Origin of the sequence: Streptomyces sp. NPDC101227 (genome assembly GCF_044767545.1) — a bacterium.
Classification (GTDB): Bacteria; Actinomycetota; Actinomycetes; order Streptomycetales; family Streptomycetaceae; genus Streptomyces.
Genome location: NZ_JBIWOD010000004.1, coordinates 120,540 through 137,941 on the forward strand (window position 1 = coordinate 120,540; position 17,402 = coordinate 137,941).

Here is a 17,402-nt window from a genome sequence, read left to right on the forward strand (position 1 = left end):
GTGGCGATCGACGGCAGCAGCGTGAGCAACGGCAAGGACAAGACTCCTCCCGGTACGGGTACCCGGCGGACCCGCAGGGTCCGGATGACCGGCGCCGAGCGCCGCGAGCAGCTGCTGGACATCGGTCGCACGCTCTTCGCGGAGCGCGGTTTCGAGGGCACCTCGGTCGAGGAGATCGCGGCGAAGGCGGGCGTCTCCAAGCCGGTGGTCTATGAGCACTTCGGCGGCAAGGAGGGCCTGTACGCGGTGGTCGTGGACCGCGAGATGCGCCAGCTGCTCGACATGGTGACCGGCGCGCTGACCGCCGGCCATCCCCGGGAGCTCCTGGAGCAGGCCGCGTTCGCACTCCTCGACTACATCGAGACCTTCACCGACGGCTTCCGCATCCTCGTACGGGACTCGCCCGTCGCCCAGTCCACCGGCACCTTCGCGTCGCTGATCAGCGATATCGCCACCCAGGTGGAAGACATCCTCGGCCTGGAATTCAAGGCCCGCGGCTTCGATCCCAAGCTGGCGCCGCTCTATGCGCAGGCCCTGGTCGGCATGGTCGCGCTGACCGGCCAGTGGTGGCTGAACGTCCGCAAGCCGAAGAAGGCCGAGGTGGCGGCGCATCTGGTGAATCTGGCGTGGCACGGCCTGGACGGCCTGGAGGCGAAGCCGCGGTTGATAGGGCACCGGAAGGCGTGAGGGGGCGGCCCGGGGTGTGCGCCGGGCCGCCCCCTGCGGCGCGGCGGGTTCAGTCCGTCGGCTCCAGGAATTCCAGCCGGTTGCCCACGGGGTCGGTCGCGTAGCAGCGTCGGTGACCCGGCAGGTTGTCGTCCCAGGTGACGGGGGTGCCGGCGGCGGTGAGCCGGGCGGCGAGGGCGTCGATGTCGGTGACGCGCATGCCGGGGTGGGCTTTGGGTGAGGGGTGGTGGTCCGCGGTGATGCCCAGGTGGAGGCGGGCCGTGCCGGCCTCGAACCATCCCCCAAGCTCTCGGCTTCGCTCGAGCAGGGGGGACCCCCACCACGACCGGCGAGGCCCGGGGGTTTGGGGACCTCCGTCATGCCGAGGGTGTCCGCGTAGAAGGCGCGCAGGGTGTCCTCGGTGCCGGGGGGGGCGCGGCGAGCTGGACGTGGTCGAGGCCGGTGATCACGGCGGGGCTCCTCCGGGGCGGTCAGCGCGGCTTGTGGGCGACGGCGAAGATGCGGCGGAAGGGGAAGACCGTGCCGTGGCGGCCGGTGGGGTAGGCCTGGCGCAAGAGGTCGCGGAATTCTGCGAGGAAGGCGTCGCGGGCGGCGGGGTCGTCCTCGAGGGCGGTCAGGACGGGGCGCAGGGCGGTGCCCTTGACCCAGTCCAGGACGGGGTCGTCGCCCTGGAGGAGCTGGACGTAGGTGGTTTCCCATACGTCTGCGGTGCAGCCGAGGTCGCTGAGGCGGGTGAGGTATCCGGCCGGTTCGAGGATGTGGACGAAGCGGCGGCCGTGGGTGGTGAGGCGCTCGCGCCACTGGGGGGCGTCGCACAGCTCGCCGAGGAGGGCGTGGCTGGGCGAGGTGAAGTTGCCGGGTACCTGGAAGGCGAGGGTGCCGCCGGGGGTGAGGGCGTCGATCCAGCGCGGGAGGGATTCGGGGTGATTGGGGACCCATTGGAGCGCCGCGTTGGAGATGATCAGGTCGTACTGCTCATCGGGGGACCAGTCGGCGGCGTCGGCGGGCGCGAAGTCGAGGAGGCCGCCGCCGTGGGTGGGGCCGGCGTACGTCTTGGCTTCGCTCAGCATCTCGGGGGAGTTGTCGAGGCCGGTGATGTGGGCGTCGGGCCAGCGGTCGGCGAGTTGGACGGTGACGTTCCCGGGACCGCATCCGAGGTCGGCGATGCGGGTGGGGCCCGCGTGCCGGGGGAGCTCGGGTATGCGGTTGAGCAGGTCGTGGAACGGGCGGGTGCGGTGCCCGGAGTGGTGCAGATACTGCTGCGGATCCCAGGTTGGTGCGTCGTGCATGTTCGAAACCCCTTCGCTGGTACAGGGCTGACTCTGCGCTCACGAACGGTTGGTTTTGGCCAACGCTGGTGGATGTGAGCTTCCCGCCGACGATGCCCAATAGTCCACCGAAATATATCTCGACGTCAAGAGACTTCATGTCGAGGGACCCTTTACACTGATCGTCATGGAGGACGAGGTCGACCGACTGGTTGCAGCATGGCGCCGCGAGCGCCCGGACCTCGACGTGGAACCGCTAGAGGTCCTCAGCCGGGTGTCCAGGCTGGCCAGACACCTCGACCGGGCCCGGCGGATCGCCTTCGCCGAGGTGGGGCTGGAGCCCTGGGAGTTCGATGTGCTGACCGCCCTGCGGCGGGCCGGTGCGCCCTATCAGCTCTCGCCCGGCGCCCTGCTGACGCAGACACTGGTCACCTCCGGGACGATGACCAACCGCATCGACCGGCTCGCCAAGAAAGACCTCGTCGAGCGGCTGCCCGACCCCAGCGACCGGCGCGGAGTCCTCGTCAGACTGACCGCCGAGGGCCGCGACAAGGCCGATCAGTCGCTGGCGGGGCTGCTGGCCCAGGAGCGCGCCATCCTCGCCGAGCTCTCCCGACAGCAGCGCCATGAATTGGCCGGTCTGCTGCGCAGGTTGACGGGTCCTTTCGACAACATTCCGGGCTGACGGGGCGCGGCGCGGCGGGCCGACGGCCCCCGCCCGGGGCCGCCCGCGCTCCCCCGGGTGACGGGCGCGCCCCCACTCGTACGACCCCTTGCCCGCCGCCCCCCGCGTCGGCTTGGATCGCGCCATGAGCCAGCAGCGCGCACCGCATCCGGCGAACGGCGACCACGGTGGCCCCTACGGCAGGCGCTTCGCGGGCCGTACGGTGCTGGTGACCGGCGCCGCGGCCGGGATCGGGGCGGCGACCGCCGACCGGCTGGCGGCCGAAGGGGCCGCCGTACTGCTGCTGGACATCGATGACGAGCGCGGCGAGCACACCGCCCGGCGCATCCGGGCGGCCGGCGGCCAGGCCTCGTACGAGCACTGCGATGTGGCGGCGGAGGACGACTGGCGGCGGGCGGTCGAGGCGGCGCGGCGGCGTTACGGGCCGGTCGACGGGCTGGTCAGCAACGCCTTTCTGCGCTATGTGGCGGCCGCCGACCGCACCCCGCTCGCCGACTGGGAGCGGCAGCTGGCGGTCAACCTCACCGGGTCCTTCCTCGGCGTGCGCGCCGCGCTGGAGGATCTGCGGCGGCGGCAGGGGGCGGTGGTGCTGACCTCGTCCGTGCACGCGCTGATCGGGCTGCCGGGGCGCCCCGCTTACGCGGCGTCCAAGGCCGGACTGACCGGGCTGGGGCGGCAGCTGGCCGTGGAGTACGGGCCCGACGTACGGGTCAACAGCGTGTTGCCGGGGCCGGTGCTGACCGACGCCTGGGAGGGCATCGGCGAGGCGGAGCGGCAGGCCAGCGCCGAGGAGACCGCGGCGCGGCGACTGGGACGGCCCGAGGAGGTCGCCGCGGCCATCGCCTTTCTGCTCTCTCCGGAGGCATCCTTCGTCACGGGGGCGAGCCTCGTCGTCGACGGCGGCTGGAGCGTGTACAAGAACTCGAGTTGAAGCGGGACAGCGAGAATCTGAACTTCGACCCTGGGGGTCCGATGGGCGGCATTCACTTCGGCGGCGACTACAACCCCGAGCAGTGGCCCGAGGAGGTGTGGGCCGAGGATCTGAAGCTGATGAAGGCGGCCCACGTCACCATGGTCACCGCCGGGATCTTCTCCTGGGCCAGGGTCGAACCCCGGCCGGGGGAATGGGACTTCGGCTGGTTCGACAGGGTGATGGACGGCCTCGCGGGGGCGGATATCGCGGTCTGCCTGGCGACGATGACCGCCTCTCCCCCACCCTGGCTCTCCCGCGCGCACCCCGAGATCCTGCCCGAGGGCCCCGACGGGCAACGCCGCTGGCCGGGCGGCCGGCAGCACTACTGCCCCTCCAGCCCCGTCTACCGCGCCCACGCCGTGCGCCTCGTCGAGCGGCTCGCCACCCGCTACGCCGGCCACCCGGCGCTCGCCATGTGGCATGTGGGCAATGAGTACGGGTGTCATACCCGGCAGTGCTTCTGCGACGTGTCGGCCGAGGACTTCCGGGGCTGGCTGCGGGAGCGGTACGGGAGCGTCGCGGCGCTGAACGAGGCCTGGTCGACGGCGTTCTGGTCGCAGGCGTACGGCGATTTCGACGAGGTGCTGCCGCCGCGTACGGCGCCCACCTTCCCCAACCCCGCCCAGCAGCTGGACTACCTGCGGTTCGGCGACGCGGCGCTGCGCGCCTGCTATCTGGCGGAGAAGGAGGTGCTGGCGCGGATCACGCCCGCGGTGCCGGTCACCACCAATCTGATGCCGCAGCACAAGCCCGTGGACGCCTTCGCCTGGTCGGCGCACATGGACGCCATGGCGCTGGACATGTACCAGGACCCGTACGCGGCCGACGATCACGTCCGGGCGGGGTACGTCTTCGACCTGATGCGTTCGGCCCGGTCCGGGCAGCCCTGGCTGCTGCTGGAACAGGCGCCGGGCGCGGTCAACTGGCGGCCCCGCAACGGGCCCAAGCCGCCGGGCGCGATGCGCCTGTGGAGCTGGCAGGCCATCGCCCAGGGGGCGGACGCGGTGCTGTATTTCCAGTGGCGGCAGTCGCTGGGCGGGGCGGAGAAGTTCCACTCCGCGATGCTGCCGCACGGCGGGACGGACACCCGTATCTTCCGTGAAGTGCAGGAGCTGGGACGGGAGTTGGCGTCGCTCCCGGAGATCGCGGGGACGCGGTCGCGGGCCGAGGTGGCGCTGCTGGCGGACTGGCACAGCTGGTGGGCGCTGGAGGTGGACTCCAAGCCGTCCACCGCGCTGGACCACTCCGGGATCGCGCTGGACCACTACCGGCCGCTCTTCGAGGCGGGCGTGGCGTGTGAGGTGGTGCCGCCGCAGCGGGAGCTTGCCGGGTACCGGCTGGTGGTCGTGCCCAATCTGTATCTGCTGACGGCGCGGGATGCCGCGCGGCTGGCCGCCTATGTACGGGGCGGCGGGCACCTGGTGGTGTCGTTCTTCTCGGGGATCGTCGATGAGCACGACCGGGTGCATGCCGGGGGCTATCCGGCGCCGCTGCGGGAGCTGCTGGGGCTGCGGGTCGAGGAGTTCTGGCCGCTGGACGCGGGCCGGCGGGTGGCCGTCGGGGACGGTCCTTATACGGGGTCGGCGGACCTGTGGTCGGAGGCCATCGACCTCGAAGGGGCCGAGGCGCTCGCGTACTTCATGGACGGGGAGCTGGCCGGGCGGCCCGCGGTGACCCGGCATGCGTACGGTCGGGGCACGGTCTGGTACGTCGGGACCCGCCTCGAACCGGCGCTGCTGCGGGCCCTGCTGGACGACGTCCGGGAGGCGGCCGGGGTGGCGCCCGTACTGCCGGGGCTGCCGGCCGGTGTGCAGGCGACGGTCCGGGCGGACCCGGAGGGCCGGTACGGGCGGTTCACGTTCCTGCTCAATCACCGGGCCGAGGCCGTCGAGGTCGCCCTGCCCGCGCCGATGACGGATGTGCTGGCGGCGGCGGGCACGGCGTCGGGGGCCGCTCCGCCGCCCGCGGACCGGATCACGCTGCCGGGGCTGGGCGTGGCCGTACTGACCGAAGCCGGCGCGGACGGGGCGGCCGGGACCGGAGCGGCCGGCTAGCCGGCGCCCACCGGGGCGGGGGCGGCCGTCGCCGTCGCCGTCGCCGCCTCGACCTCCGCCGGGCCCACCCCGGCCCGGCGGGCCAGCGCCACCGCCGCGAGGGTGGAGTGCACCCCGAGCTTGCCCAGGACGTTCTGCATATGCGTACGGACGGTGTGCGGGGAGAGGAACAGCCGCTCGGCGACCGCCTTGCGGCCCAGGCCCGCGACCATGCAGCGCAGCACCTCGCGCTCGCGCGGCGTCAGCGACTCCACCAGCCGCTCGCTCTCGCTGCGGTGTTTGCGGGCCGCCGTCAGCTCGCGCAGTACGCCGGTCAGCAGGGCGGGCGGCAGATGCGTTTCATCGCGCAGTACGCCGCGGATGACGGCGAGCAGCCGGGAGAGCGAGCAGTCCTTGGCGACCCAGCCCGAGGCGCCGGCCTGGAGGGCGGCGGCCGCGTGGCGCGGGTCGTCGCGCTCGGCGAGGACGACGGTCCGCAGGTACGGGTGGCTGGTGCGCAGGCCGGAGACGAGCGCGATGCCGGCCGAGGAGGCGGCGCGCGGCGCGCCCTGCTGAGCGGCGGACGGCTGCGGCGGCACCGCTGCCAGCGGCGCGACGGCGGCCAGCTCGGCGTCGGCGAGCAGCACATCGAAGCGGCGGCCCTCGGCGGCCGCCCGCTCCAGGTTGCGCAGGGCCGCCGGGGCGCTGCCCGCCGCGGCCACGTCCACGTCTTGTTCCGCCGCGAGTGCGGCCGCCAGGGATTCGGCGAAAATGCGGTGGTCGTCGACCACCAGAACCCGGATGCGTTGCACGGAGACCCCCTGTCTCGGTGAACGGACCATAGCGGGCACGACGCCCGGATTGAAGATCGCCTCGGCCGCACGGCCGCCGCCGTGCCGCAATGACTACCCCACCCCGGACGCCGTACCCGACGGTCTCGCCCCCTGATCCGCACCGGCCCCCACCGGTGCTGATCTCAGAGTACGGACAGCGGGCGGCAAGTGAAGCCAAATGGCTGAACTGGTCCGTACCTCCGGGCGTTTTTGCGACGGTTCGGTGGATGAGATGCGGCGGCTCCGTGGCCGTTTTGCCATGGCCGCCGCCGGGCGGCGCCCGTTACACCAGGCGGCGGGCCCCCGCACTGGGCACCGCGGCGAAGACGCGCGGGGGAACGAATCCGGCCGCCGCAAATGCGTCGGTGACGGCGGTGGTGACCGCCTTCGCGTCGGCCTCCTCGACGAGGACGACGGCCGAGCCGCCGAAGCCACCGCCGGTCATCCGGGCCCCGACCGCGCCCGCCGCGACGGCCGTGTCGACCGCGAGGTCCAGCTCGGCGCAGGAGATCTTGAAGTCGTCGCGCAGCGAGGCGTGTCCGGCGGTCAGCAGCGGGCCGATCGCGCGGGGGTCACCGGCGTCGAGGCGGGACATGACCTCTTCGACCCGGTGGTTCTCGGTGACGATGTGGCGTACGAGGTCCCGGACGACGGGCTCGTCGGCAAGCTTGTCGAGCGCCTCGGACAGATGCGCGTACGGCACGTCGCGCAGGGCGCGCACACCGAGCGCCCGCGCGCCACGCTCGCAGCCGGCGCGCCGCTGGGCGTATGCGCCGTCTCCGAGTTCATGCTTCACGCAGGTGTCGACGACGAGGAGTTGCAGCCCCTCCCCCGCCAAATCGAACGGTACTTGACGCCGGGTGAGGTCCCGGGTGTCCAGGAACAGGGCGTGGCCGTCGGTGCAGCAGGCGGCGGCGGTCTGGTCCATGATTCCGCAGGGCACGCCGACGAAGGCGTTCTCGGCGCGCTGGGCGAGCCGGGCCAGGCGCTGGGGGGCGAGGCCGAGGCCGTAGAGGTCGTTGAGGGCCAGCGCGGTGGCGACCTCCAGGGCGGCGGAGGAGGAGAGGCCCGCGCCGGCGGGCACGGTGCTCTCGTAGTGCAGATCGGCGCCGCCCACCGGCAGCCCGGCCTCCCGCATGGCCCAGACGATGCCCGCCGGGTAGGCGGCCCAGGTCCCGGCGGGGGCGGGCCGCAGCTCGTCGATGAGCAGCTCGACGACGCCGCCGTCGGCGCCGCCGGAGTGCAGGCGCAGCACGCCGTCCGGGCGGGCCGAGGCCGCGGCGACGGTGGTGTGCGGGAGGGCCAGCGGCATCACGAAGCCGTCGTTGTAGTCGGTGTGTTCACCGATCAGGTTGACCCGGCCGGGGGCGGCCCAGATCCCGGTGGGGGCGGTGCCGTAGACGGCGTGGAACGCCTCGGCGGTCCGGGTCGCGGCTTCGTGATCGTGCATCAGGACTCCTTGGTCCCCTGTGGCTGCCGGCCGTCGGGCTTTCCGCCCTCGAGCCGCTGGGTGAACTGCCAGGCGTCGGCGACGATGCCGGCGAGGTCGGCGCGGGCGGGGCGCCAGCCGAGCCGGTCGATGGCGGTCTGGGCGGACGCCACCAGGACGGCGGGGTCGCCGCCGCGGCGCGGGGCGATGACCTCGGGGATCGGGTGCCCGGTGACCTTGCGGACGGTCTCGATGACCTCGCGGACGGAGAAGCCGTTGCCGTTGCCGAGGTTGCAGATCAGGTGCTCGCCGGGTTTGACACTGTGGCGCGTAGCGCCTCCTGCCGGGGTGGTGGCGGGAGACGGGTGGGCGGCTTCCAGGGCGAGGAGGTGGGCCTCGGCCAGGTCGGCGACGTGGATGTAGTCGCGGATGCAGGTGCCGTCGGCGGTGGGGTAGTCGTCGCCGAAGACGGAGATCGCCTCGCGCTTGCCCTGGGCGACCTGGAGGACCAGCGGGATCAGGTGCGATTCGGGCTGGTGGCGCTCGCCGCAGTCGCCGTAGGCGCCGGCGACGTTGAAGTAGCGCAGCGAGACGGCGGCCAGGCCGTGGGCGGCGGCCTCGCCGCTGATCATGTGGTCGACGGCGAGCTTGCTGGCGCCGTAGGGGTTGGTCGGCGCGGTCGGCGCGGACTCCACGATCGGGATCTGCTCGGGCTCGCCGTAGGTCGCCGCGGTGGAGGAGAAGACGAGCTTGCGGACGCCCGCCGTGCGCATGGCGGCCAGCAGCTCCATGGTGCCGCCGACGTTGTTGTCCCAGTACTTCTCGGGCTTGACGACGGACTCGCCGACCTGCGAGAACGCGGCGAAGTGCAGGACCGCGTCGTAGGAGGCGTCCAGCCATTTGCCGGCGTCGCGGATGTCACCCTCGATGAACTCGGCGCCGGCGGGGACGCCCGCCCGGAAGCCGGTCGAGAGGTTGTCGAGGACGGTGACCTCGTGGCCCGCCTCCAGCAGGTGCTGGGCGACGACGCTGCCCACGTATCCGGCCCCGCCGGTCACCAGGTATTTCGCAGACACAGGCTTGCTCACTCGCTCGCTACCTCTCGCAGTCGCTGGGCCGCGGCCTCCGGCGGCACATCGTTGATGAACACGTTCATGCCGGATTCGGAACCCGCGAGGAACTTCAGCTTGCCGGAAGTCCGGCGAATGGTGAAAAGCTCGAGGTGAAGTGCGAATTCGGAGCGGTCCGCGGCGCGCAGCGGCGCCTGGTGCCAGGCGGCGATGTACGGCGTCGGGGGCGCGTCCGGCCCGAAGATCCGGTCGAACCGCCGCAAGACTTCCAGATAGAGCTGTGGGAACTCTGTGCGGGCCGCCTCGTCGAGGGCGAGCAGGTCGGGGACCCGGCGCCTGGGGTAGAGGTGCACCTCGTAGGGCCAGTGGGCGGCGTAGGGGACGAAGGCCAGCCAGTGCTCGCCCTCGAGGACGATGCGGCTTGCGTCGGCGATCTCGTCGGCCAGGACGTCGTCGAAGAGGTTGCCGCCGCCGGTGGCCTCGCGGTGGGCGGCGAGGGAGCGCAGCATCCGCTCGGTGCGGGGGGTGATGAAGGGGTAGGCGTAGATCTGGCCGTGCGGGTGGGCGAGGGTGACGCCGATCTCGGCGCCGCGGTTCTCGAAGCAGAACACCTGCTCCACGCCCGGGAGTTGGGACAGTTCGGCGGTGCGGTCGGTCCAGGCTTCGAGGACCAGGGCGGCCTGTTCTTCGGTGAGGTCGGCGAAGGAGGCGTCGTGGTCGGGGGTGAAGCAGACGACCTCGCAGCGGCCGCTGTCCCCGGCGAGGGAGGGGAAGCGGTTCTCGAAGACGGCGACGTCGTAGTCGGCGGCGGGGATCTCGGAGTGCCGGCCTTCGCGGGAGGGGCACAGCGGGCATTCGTCGGCCGGGGGGTGGTAGGTGCGGCCCTGGCGGTGCGAGGCGATGGCGACGTGGTCGCCCAGGAGGCGGTCGTGGCGGATGCGGGAGGCGGTGGAGACCGGGTCGAGGGGGCGGGGGTCGCTTGCGTCGCGTACGGCGTCGTCGCGTGAGTCGTAGTAGATCAACTCCCGGCCGTCCGCGAGCCGGGTCGTCGTCTTCTTCACCGGGAGCTCCTCACCGCATCATCACGTCGATCAAACACAAACAAACACAATGAAGCACAACTAAACAGTCTCGTCAACGCCGGGACAGGCCTGGACTCCCACCGGGACATACGCACCGATACCGGCCAGCCCGATCACGATCCAACAAATAAAACCAACAAAAGTGTTCAGTTTCTGAACGCTCGCGCGTAGCTTTCTGTGCGTTCAGATCGCTCCCGAAGAAGCGAGTGCCCCCATGACCACCCTGGCCGAAGGCCTCCGGCTGCCCACCAACGGGCTCGACTACACGATCCTGGCCATCTACTTCGTCATCGTCCTAGGCATCGGATTCGCGGCCAGGCGCAGCGTGAAGACGAGCCTGGACTTCTTCCTCTCCGGCCGGTCGCTGCCCGCCTGGGTGACCGGCCTCGCGTTCGTCGCCGCCAACCTCGGCGCCACCGAGATCCTCGGGATGGCCGCGACCGGCGCCCAGTACGGCGTCGCGGTGGTGCACTGGTACTGGATCGGCGCCATCCCGGCCATGGTCTTCCTGGGCCTGGTCATGATGCCGTTCTACTACCGCTCCAAGGTCCGCTCGGTGCCCGAGTTCCTGCTCCAGCGGTTCGACAGGTCCGCGCACCTGCTCAGCTCGGTCCTGTTCGCCTTCGCCGCGATACTGATAGCCGGCGTGAACCTGTACGCCCTGTCGATCGTCGTCGAGGCGCTGCTGGGCTGGCCGCAGTGGGTGGCGATCGTCGTCGCGGGCCTGTTCGTCCTCGCGTACATCACCATCGGCGGCCTGTCCTCGGCGATCTACAACGAAGTGCTCCAGTTCTTCGTCATCCTCGCCGCGCTGATACCCCTCTGCATCATCGGCCTCAAGCGCGTCGGCGGCTGGGGCGGCCTGACCCACTCCCTGGAGTCCTCGCACGGCGGCAACTTCCTCACGGCCTGGGGCGGTACGGGCATCGGTGACGCCAACCCGCTCGGCGCGAACTGGCTGACGATCATCCTCGGCCTGGGCTTCGTGCTCTCCTTCGGCTACTGGACGACGAACTTCGCCGAGGTGCAGCGCGCGCTGTCCGCGAAGAACCTCTCGGCCGCCCAGCGCACCCCGCTCATCGCCGCGTTCCCGAAGATGTTCATCGTCTTCCTGGTGATGATCCCGGGCCTGGTCGCCGCCGTCCTCGTCCCGAAGATCGGCGCGGCCGGCTCCGGCCTCACCTACAACGACGCGATTCCGTACCTCATGCAGGAGCTGCTGCCCAACGGCGTGCTCGGCATCGCCGTCACCGGCCTCCTCGCCGCCTTCATGGCGGGCATGGCGGCCAACGTCTCGTCCTTCAACACCGTCTTCACGTACGACATCTGGGCCAAGTACGTGAAGACCGACAAGCCCGACGGGTACTACCTGAAGTTCGGCCGCCTCATCACCGCGATCGGCGTCCTCGCCTCGATCGGCACGGCGTTCATCGCCTCGTCGTTCTCGAACATCATGGGCTACCTCCAGACGTTGTTCTCCTTCTTCAACGTCCCGATGTTCGTGGTCTTCATCATCGGCATGTTCTGGAAGCGCGCCTCGATGAAGTCCGGCGTATGGGGCCTGCTCGCCGGCACCACGGCCGCGATGGTCAACTACTTCTGGATCTACAAGCAGGGCATCATCGCCATCCCCACCGACCAGGGCGCCAACTTCGTCTCCGCGATCGTCGGCTTCGTCGCCGGTGCCGCCGTCATGGTCGCCGTCACCCTCTTCACGGCGCCCAAGCCCGAGGCGGAGCTGGCAGGGCTGGTCTACGGCACGACGGCCCCGGGCCTGGAGGAGCCGCCCGCCGAGGGCGACGACGCCTGGTACCGCAGGCCGGCACTGCTCGGCTGGGGTGCGATCGCGCTCGCCGCCGCCTGCTACCTGCCCTACTCCCTCTGATCGGAGGCGTGAACTCCCATGTCCGACCTGCAAAACGAAGTCTCCGAGCTGGAGCGCAAGTCCGCGACCGCGGCCCGGCTCTTCGACATCCGGCGCATCATCGGCGGCCTGTTCGTCGTCTACGGCGTCATCGTCACCGTGGCCGGCATCACCGCCTCCGACGCCGACCTGAAGAAGGCCGAGAACATCAACATCAACCTCTGGACGGGCCTCGGCATGCTCGTCCTGGGGCTGTTCTTCCTGGTGTGGCTGAAACTGCGGCCGGTCGTACCGCCCGCGGTGGAGGACGTCGAGGCGGCCGAGGGGGCCTCGGCGCACTGAGCCGGGGCCGTCCCGGACCGGCGGTACGGCTCGCCCTGCCGAGCGGCCGCCGGGCCGGGACGGGCGCGGCGGCCTCGTCCCCGGCCTACTGGGACGGTGGTGACTCCCCCGGATGTCCGTATTCCTTGTGCCGCGTCATGTTGTCGAGCACCTCCCACAAGGCGAGGCCGTCCTGCGCCCAAAGGACCTCGCGCAGTTGCTCCTTCAGCAGAGCGCACCCCGGGCAGCAACTGGGGTCCGCGAGTCCGGAACGCGGCACGGCAAGCGGATCCTGATACGACACGTTCCTGCGGCGCGCACTGCCGCTGCCCCCGCTCACGCCCGTACCACCCGCGGATGGGCGTGGCGCCGCATCTCGACGTTGCAGTCCGTCACCTTCGACCTGTCCCCCACGCCGTACGCCCCCGCCCGCTGCTGGGCCAGCGCACCGCACACATCGCACCCCGCAACCGGCACGGGCTCCGACGCCGGTTCGCCCAGCTGAACGGGGCGGCACATGCGGGCCATCAAGCCCCCACCTCCACACCGTGAATCCAGCGCGGCCCCGCGTCGTACCCGTGCACGGCCAACCACAAAGCCTGCCGCCGACCGCGCTGAGCCCGTCGTTCCCGCCGCTCCTCGGAGGTGAGGACGTACGGACGGACCAGGTACGAGTCCTCGCCGCGCAGCGCTCCGGGTCCCATTTGCCGCCGGGGCAGGGCGGTCGGAATGTCTGCGATCGGGATAGGCGGAGAGGTCTCCGGCCCCGGCGCCCGGTGACGCCCAGGGGCAGGAAACAGCAGCCGCAAGAGCGGGGAACAGAGTCTCGCGATAGCTTGGATCACGTCGTCAACCTCCCAGGGTTGATGGCCACGCCCCCGGGCCGTCCACCACGGTCGCGGGGGTCTTCGTCAGGGCCAGACTGACCGCCCGTGAGGGTCGTATCGCACCGTTTCTCGGGACTGTCGGGCCTTCTGGGGCTACGGTCGAAGAACGCCCAGATGTCCCCAGGGGGAGCCTTGAATACGGCCTTACGATCAGCTATGGAGACGGCGGGGCTTTCGCCCAGGATGCTTGCCCTCCGTGTGGGAGTTTCCGGCAAGACCGTGGAACGGTGGATCGCGGACGAAGAACTGATCCCGCACGCGAGGAACCGGGAAGATGCCTGCAATGCATTGGGAGTTGAGGCAGAGATGTTGTGGCCGAAAGCCGTCAAGGAACGGCTCAGGGCCGGTGGCGGCCGGGAGATCGTGGAGAGTTACGCGTACCGGTCGGCCTGCCCCTCCGGCGTCTGGGCCAAGCTGATCGAGGACGCGAGCGATGAGTTGTTCTTCGGCGGCTTCACGTCCTATTTCCTGTGGACGCAGGTGCCGGCCTTCCCGGAAACCTTGCGCCGCAAGGCCGAGCGCGGCTGCCGCGTCCGCTTCCTGCTCGGTGACCCGAGCGGAGACGTCACACGCCAACGCGAGGAGATCGAGGGCGTCTCCCTGACAGTCTCCACGCGAATCAACACCACTCTTGAGCAGCTTGCCCGACTGGGGCGGATCCCCGGCCTCGAAGCCCGCTTCACGACGCCGACCGACGCCATGAACCACGTCTCGCTGTCGGTCTTCCGTTTCGACGACGAAGCGCTTGTCACCCCACACCTGGCTACGGCTGTCGGACACGACTCGCCGCTGATGCATCTGCGACGCCACAGCGACGATGGGGTCTTCTCAAGGTTCGTGGCGCACTGCGATGAACTCTGGGAACGCGGCACCCCAGTACCGGAGTGATAAGGCTGACCAGGAACCTGATGGATGATCCGGCCCTGGTGAGAGCCAGCCACACGGCCTACGCTCTTGCCCTGAGCGACGCGTTGTCGCAGCAGGAATCACTGGCCCTCGTCAGGGCGGCAGCAGAGGAACACGCACATGGTCAGCAGTGAGCACACCGTCTCCGACGCGTCCACGCTCACCGGGTGGTACAAGTCCAGCTACAGCGGCGGCAGCCAGGGCGAATGTCTTGAGGTCGCCCATGGCCACGCCGGCATGCCCGTACGCGACAGCAAGCGCCCGACCGGCCCTGCGCTGGTCTTCTCCGCCGGAAGCTGGTCAGCGTTCGTCTCCGCCGTGAAGCACGGGGAGTTCCCCGCCTGAGCTGTCCCGGACCTCAAGCACGTGCAAGTTCATGCAAGTCCGGTGCGCCACAGGGGAAGTAGGGAGCAGGCTCCTACACACAGGTCCTCTCCCACGAGCGAGGTGGTCACATGGCACTGCACATGCTTGGTAAAGACCCTGAGTCACCTGAGGGTAAATCGCCGACTGTGTACTACGACGACCAGACCGACAACTATCTGGTCCAAGGGTGGAAGGTTGCGAATGCCGAGCGTCTGTCACAGCTCGACCTCCCGTCCCACGAGACGGTTGTCGAGATCCCCAAGCGCATGACGCTGCTCTTCCCGGAGGTGAACGGTGGCCGAGGAACCGACGTTCGAGGAACTGTTCCGGCAGGCCAAGCGCTCTGCCGTGCACCTGGAGATGCGGGACGGCTATATGCGGCCCGATCCGTATTTCGTCTCGTGGTTGCAGGACCCTCAAAGCATTTCAGCCGAGCGCGATCCGGGCTCGCGGCCATGGCTTGCCCTGATGAAGGAGATCACCGGTCGGGGTGTTGAGGTTCGCCGTGCCCGGATCTTCTCGGAGCCGATGAGTGACTACATCCGCTACGAGCATCACCTCACGCCCAGCAATGTGGCGGCCGGCGAACAGGTTCGCTGGCTGCCTCGTCGTATTCCTGCACTTCACCGGCGAGGGCGAACTGTCTCCCGAGGGTGACGAGGAGCGCACGGCCGATCCGTCTGTGGTGCGCCTTTGCTCGACGGCCTTCGAAGCCGTCTGGGAACGTGCCGTCCCGCACCAGGAGTACCGGGCGGTCTGATCCAGGGGCACAGCGGATCCTCCCGTGAGAAGGCGTCGTTCCCGACGGAGCGCCATGTCGTGGAGTTCCGGCCGCAGTTGCCCCTGCCCGAGGTGCGACCTTCGACGCTGACATAAATCGTTCGCGGCAGTGATCCATGAGCAGCTAGGATCCCCGGCATGTCCTACATGTTCGTCCGCCAGCGGACCGCCTGAGACGCTCTGCCGCCGCAGTCGCTCGGCGACCGGCGCTTGCAGAGGAGTTGTCCGTCGACGTGCATCGTCGCCGGTGAGCACCTCCATGTCGCGTGCTGCCTCTGACCGGCGGCCGGTACGCGCTGGTTGAGCGCTGCCATCGGCTTCCGTGCGCCCGGCGACCGAACCGCGTTGCGCCTGGTGAAGGCGCGCCCGTTTCTCCCTTCAGACGCGGCGGCGCACCGCGCGGGCATCGGCCCCTCAGGCATGCCCGCCCGCGCCGCCCACCGGACATGAACATTGGACTGACCGCATGACATCTGCATCCGTATCCAGCAACTCTCCCCGCCCGCGCCCGGCCCGTGGCGCGAGCCCGACGTTCGTGCTCGTGCACGGCTCGTGCTCCAGTTCGTGGATGTGGGCACCCGTCCAGCGCGAGCTGGCGCTGCTCGGGCACCGCAGCTTCGCCGTGGACCTGCCGGGGCACGGCTTCGACGCGCAGTACCCGGCCGCGTACCAGGCTCCGCAGGACCTCGACGCGTGGGCGGCCGAACCGTCCAAGCTGGCCGGGGTCACCCTGCAGGACAACGTCGACACGGTCGTCGACGTCGTCCGGCGAGTGGCCGGGCACGGGCCGGTGGTCCTGGTGGGCGCCAGTCTCGGTGGCACCACCATCACCGGGGTGGGCAACACGGTCCCCGGTTTGGTGAGCCGGCTCGTCTACGTCTCCGCCTGGTCGTGCGTGGAGCGCGCCAACCCCATCGCGTACATGCAGGAGCCCGAGTTCGGCGACAACCTGCTGGGCCCGCTGGCCGCGCTGAACGTCGGCGACCCCGCCGAGCTCGGTGTCGGCCGGGCCAACTACCGCACCGCCGACCCGGTCATGCTGGCCGCGCTCAAGGAAGCGATGATGGCGGACGCGAGCGATGAGCAGTTCCGGGCCTTCCTGAACATCCTGCAGCCGGACGAGTCGCTGGCGGTGATGATGTCCGACGCGCGCGGCCACGCCGACACCTGGGGCACCATCGCCCGTACCTACATCCGTCTCTCCGAAGACCGGACGCTTCCGGTGGCCATGCAGGACCGTCTGATCGCCGAATGCGACGCCCTGACGCCCGGCAATCCGTACGACGTGCACACGCTGGACACCAGCCACGTCGGGTTCCTGCTCAGGCCGGCGGAGGTGGCCGGCATCCTCGATCGGCTGACCGTCTGATCCGGGAGGGATCAGTCATTACCCAGCGTGCAGGGAGGGGGCGGCCCGTCGGCTGCCCCCTTTCCGCGGAAGGGCCACAAGGCCGCTGAGGGCGGGCCCGCCCTGCCCCGTACCCCCGCCTACTCGCCTCCCGATTCCGCGGCCCCCGCAGCCTCGGCCCGTGCGCCCCCGCCCCGCGCCACCCGTTCCAGCAGTCCCGTGCGGGCCGCCAGTGCCGCGGCCTCCAGGCGGGAGCCCACCTCCAGCTTCATCAGCACCCGTTGGACGTGCGTACGGGCGGTGCTCGGCGCGATGTCCATCCCGGCGGCGATCAGCCGGGTGTCCTCGCCGTCCGCGACCCGCATCAGCACCTCGACCTCGCGCGGGGTGAGCAGCTGGAGCAGCCGCGCGCCCTCGTCGTCCGGCTGGGCCGCCGGGTGCAGCAGCTCCTCGAAGGCCTGCTGGAGCAGCTGCGGTGCGATGGCCGACTCGCCCGCCCGCGCCTTCATCATGGCGCGTTCGACGCCCTCGATCCGCTCGTCGTTGCGGACGTAGCCGGACGCCCCGGCGGCGAAGGCGGCCGCGATCCCGCGGGGGCTGGGCACCGGGCCCATGACCACCACCGCGATCTGGGGCCGCTCCTTCTTGATCCGTACGACCGGGTCGAAGACCCCCGGCGCGGCGGGTGCGGCGGTGCCCAGCAGGCACACCTCGGGCGCCCGGCTCACCACCAGGTCCGCGGCCCCGGCGCTCGGCGCGGCCGCCGCCAGGACGCGGTGCCCGCGCAGCTTCAGGGCCGAGGCGAGCGCCTCGGCGAGCAGACGGTGATCGTCGACCACCATGAGCCGCACGACCATCGAGAACCCCCTC

General features: G+C 70.7%; 17 protein-coding genes and 3 pseudogenes. 11 read left to right on the plus strand and 9 right to left on the minus strand.

Annotated elements, in window-relative coordinates; genetic code table 11:
- A complete protein-coding gene (locus ACIRPT_RS10120) occupies positions 1 to 687 on the plus strand; it encodes a TetR family transcriptional regulator (protein ID WP_403510254.1) in 687 nt (228 codons plus the stop codon).
- Positions 688 to 736: 49 nt separating this feature from the next.
- On the opposite strand, the pseudogene ACIRPT_RS10125 reads toward ACIRPT_RS10120, so the two are convergent.
- Together ACIRPT_RS10125 and ACIRPT_RS10130 are read right to left on the minus strand one after the other, a co-directional pair.
- Positions 737 to 1,136 (minus strand): annotated as a pseudogene (locus ACIRPT_RS10125) (VOC family protein).
- A 21-nt stretch (positions 1,137 to 1,157) separates the two neighbouring features.
- Complete coding sequence (locus ACIRPT_RS10130) at positions 1,158 to 1,976, minus strand: trans-aconitate 2-methyltransferase (protein ID WP_403824902.1); 819 nt, start codon at positions 1,974 to 1,976, stop codon at positions 1,158 to 1,160.
- 166 nt (positions 1,977 to 2,142) lie between these two features.
- On the opposite strand from ACIRPT_RS10130, the gene ACIRPT_RS10135 reads away from it, so the two are divergent.
- From ACIRPT_RS10135 to ACIRPT_RS10145, 3 genes are all read left to right on the plus strand, one after another.
- Positions 2,143 to 2,640 (plus strand): MarR family winged helix-turn-helix transcriptional regulator, encoded by a 498-nt coding sequence (locus ACIRPT_RS10135; protein ID WP_030066914.1) that lies wholly within the window; start codon positions 2,143 to 2,145, stop codon positions 2,638 to 2,640.
- Between the two features lie 124 nt (positions 2,641 to 2,764).
- Positions 2,765 to 3,571 carry an SDR family NAD(P)-dependent oxidoreductase gene (locus ACIRPT_RS10140; protein ID WP_403824905.1) on the plus strand — a complete coding sequence of 269 codons (807 nt, stop codon included), beginning with the start codon at positions 2,765 to 2,767 and terminating at the stop codon, positions 3,569 to 3,571.
- A gap of 41 nt (positions 3,572 to 3,612) precedes the next feature.
- On the plus strand, positions 3,613 to 5,667 hold the full coding sequence (locus tag ACIRPT_RS10145) for a beta-galactosidase (RefSeq protein WP_403825860.1): 2,055 nt from the start codon (positions 3,613 to 3,615) through the stop codon (positions 5,665 to 5,667).
- Here ACIRPT_RS10145 and ACIRPT_RS10150 read toward each other — a convergent pair.
- From ACIRPT_RS10150 to galT, 4 genes are all read right to left on the minus strand, one after another.
- Complete coding sequence (locus ACIRPT_RS10150; RefSeq protein WP_403824908.1) at positions 5,664 to 6,458, minus strand: response regulator transcription factor; 795 nt, start codon at positions 6,456 to 6,458, stop codon at positions 5,664 to 5,666. The genes ACIRPT_RS10145 and ACIRPT_RS10150 overlap by 4 nt on opposite strands.
- A gap of 304 nt (positions 6,459 to 6,762) precedes the next feature.
- Entirely contained in the window at positions 6,763 to 7,929 is a 1,167-nt protein-coding gene (gene galK, locus ACIRPT_RS10155) for a galactokinase (protein ID WP_403824911.1), read from the minus strand.
- Complete coding sequence (galE, locus tag ACIRPT_RS10160; protein WP_403825863.1) at positions 7,929 to 8,984, minus strand: UDP-glucose 4-epimerase GalE; 1,056 nt, start codon at positions 8,982 to 8,984, stop codon at positions 7,929 to 7,931. The genes galK and galE overlap by 1 nt, the downstream gene beginning before the upstream one ends.
- Positions 8,985 to 8,992: 8 nt before the next feature.
- On the minus strand, positions 8,993 to 10,039 hold the full coding sequence (gene galT / locus ACIRPT_RS10165) for a galactose-1-phosphate uridylyltransferase (protein ID WP_403824914.1): 1,047 nt from the start codon (positions 10,037 to 10,039) through the stop codon (positions 8,993 to 8,995).
- Between the two features lie 235 nt (positions 10,040 to 10,274).
- On the opposite strand from galT, the gene ACIRPT_RS10170 reads away from it, so the two are divergent.
- On the plus strand, positions 10,275 to 11,945 hold the full coding sequence (locus tag ACIRPT_RS10170) for a sodium:solute symporter family protein (RefSeq protein ID WP_403824917.1): 1,671 nt from the start codon (positions 10,275 to 10,277) through the stop codon (positions 11,943 to 11,945).
- Positions 11,946 to 11,963: 18 nt separating this feature from the next.
- Positions 11,964 to 12,266, plus strand: coding sequence for a hypothetical protein (locus ACIRPT_RS10175; protein ID WP_403824919.1), 303 nt, complete (start codon positions 11,964 to 11,966; stop codon positions 12,264 to 12,266).
- A gap of 85 nt (positions 12,267 to 12,351) precedes the next feature.
- Here ACIRPT_RS10175 and ACIRPT_RS10180 read toward each other — a convergent pair whose 3' ends face one another.
- On the minus strand, positions 12,352 to 12,525 hold the full coding sequence (locus tag ACIRPT_RS10180) for a hypothetical protein (RefSeq protein WP_403824921.1): 174 nt from the start codon (positions 12,523 to 12,525) through the stop codon (positions 12,352 to 12,354).
- A gap of 56 nt (positions 12,526 to 12,581) precedes the next feature.
- The gene (locus tag ACIRPT_RS10185; protein ID WP_403824924.1) at positions 12,582 to 12,773 is read right to left on the minus strand and encodes a hypothetical protein; all 192 of its coding nucleotides are present in this window, start codon (positions 12,771 to 12,773) and stop codon (positions 12,582 to 12,584) included.
- 515 nt (positions 12,774 to 13,288) lie between these two features.
- On the opposite strand from ACIRPT_RS10185, the gene ACIRPT_RS10190 reads away from it, so the two are divergent.
- From ACIRPT_RS10190 to ACIRPT_RS10210, 5 genes and pseudogenes are all read left to right on the plus strand, one after another.
- The gene (locus ACIRPT_RS10190) at positions 13,289 to 14,020 is read left to right on the plus strand and encodes an XRE family transcriptional regulator (protein WP_403824926.1); all 732 of its coding nucleotides are present in this window, start codon (positions 13,289 to 13,291) and stop codon (positions 14,018 to 14,020) included.
- Positions 14,021 to 14,158: 138 nt separating this feature from the next.
- Positions 14,159 to 14,383: a DUF397 domain-containing protein gene (locus ACIRPT_RS10195; RefSeq protein ID WP_403824929.1), complete on the plus strand. Its 225-nt coding sequence runs from the start codon at positions 14,159 to 14,161 to the stop codon at positions 14,381 to 14,383.
- Between the two features lie 110 nt (positions 14,384 to 14,493).
- A pseudogene (locus tag ACIRPT_RS10200) lies at positions 14,494 to 14,718 on the plus strand (hypothetical protein); the annotation flags it as partial.
- Positions 14,699 to 15,164: pseudogene (locus ACIRPT_RS10205) on the plus strand (DUF6879 family protein). The pseudogenes ACIRPT_RS10200 and ACIRPT_RS10205, both read left to right, overlap by 20 nt.
- A 486-nt stretch (positions 15,165 to 15,650) precedes the next feature.
- Positions 15,651 to 16,553, plus strand: a complete 903-nt coding sequence (locus tag ACIRPT_RS10210) for an alpha/beta fold hydrolase (protein ID WP_403824932.1) — start codon at positions 15,651 to 15,653, stop codon at positions 16,551 to 16,553.
- A gap of 119 nt (positions 16,554 to 16,672) precedes the next feature.
- On the opposite strand, the gene ACIRPT_RS10215 is transcribed toward ACIRPT_RS10210, so the two are convergent.
- Positions 16,673 to 17,389, minus strand: a complete 717-nt coding sequence (locus ACIRPT_RS10215) for a response regulator transcription factor (protein WP_403824935.1) — start codon at positions 17,387 to 17,389, stop codon at positions 16,673 to 16,675.
- Positions 17,390 to 17,402: the final 13 nt, after the last annotated feature.